1 protein-coding gene is annotated in these 899 nt (G+C 62.5%); it reads right to left on the minus strand.

The window, feature by feature from the left end; genetic code table 11:
* The coding region (locus Raf01_RS49155; RefSeq protein ID WP_373319804.1) for a condensation domain-containing protein at nt 1-897 on the minus strand (897 nt) is incomplete at its 3' end.
* Nucleotides 898-899: the final 2 nt, after the last annotated feature.

An 899-nucleotide genomic window follows, 5' to 3' on the forward strand; every position in this document is an offset into this window, starting at 1 on the left:
AATGTGATGCAAGACAAGCAACAACACATGGCTGTGTTCACTTAGGGTGAACAAGGTCATCCGTAGTGGGATCTGACGGGACAGGTCAAAGCCACGAGTCGCCTCTGCTGCCAACCTGGCGCCCAGCCCGTCTTCGGCGACGTTCACGACAGGTACTTCGGGACGGGCCTCCTCCGGGTCCAGAACCACCTGCCTCGGAAGTCCGTCTACCTCGACGAATATCGTTCGCAAGCTCTCGTGACGGCGAACGACATCATCCAACGCCGCTTCGAGCGCCGTTACATCCAACTCTCCTGCCAGGCGCACCGCGATCGGCATGTTGTACGCCGCGCTCTCTTCGCCCTCCAGCCGGTTCAGGAACCACAAGCGACGCTGGGCGAACGACAACGGGATCCGTGCCGGTCTTGCCGCTGGGAGCAGCTTCGTTCGCTTCGCTTCATGGCCGGTCAGTGATCCCACCAGCCCTGCGACGGTGGGTGCTTCGAACAGTTCTCGAACCGAGAATTCCCTTCCGAATACTGAGCGGACCCGGCTGACCAGCCGTGTTGCCAATAGCGAGTGTCCGCCCAGTGCGAAGAAGTTGTCGTCGATCCCGACCCGGTCCAAGCCCAGCACCTCGGCGAACAGCCCGCACAGAACCTCTTCCTCGGCGGTACGCGGGCCACGCGACCCCGACACCACGGAGAAGTCAGGTGCCGGCAACGCACGCCGGTCGAGTTTCCCGTTACCCGTCAACGGCAACGAGTCCAGGACCACCACAGCAGCGGGCACCATATGATCCGGCAAACGCTTCGCCAGCCGATCACGTAACACGCCACCATCGACCGTTGCCCCATCGACGCCGACCACGTAACCCACGAGCCGTTTCTCGCTCGGCCGGTCTTCACGCAGGACCACGA

It is taken from the genome of Rugosimonospora africana (genome assembly GCF_016862975.1).
Taxonomy (GTDB): Bacteria; Actinomycetota; Actinomycetes; order Mycobacteriales; family Micromonosporaceae; genus Rugosimonospora; species Rugosimonospora africana.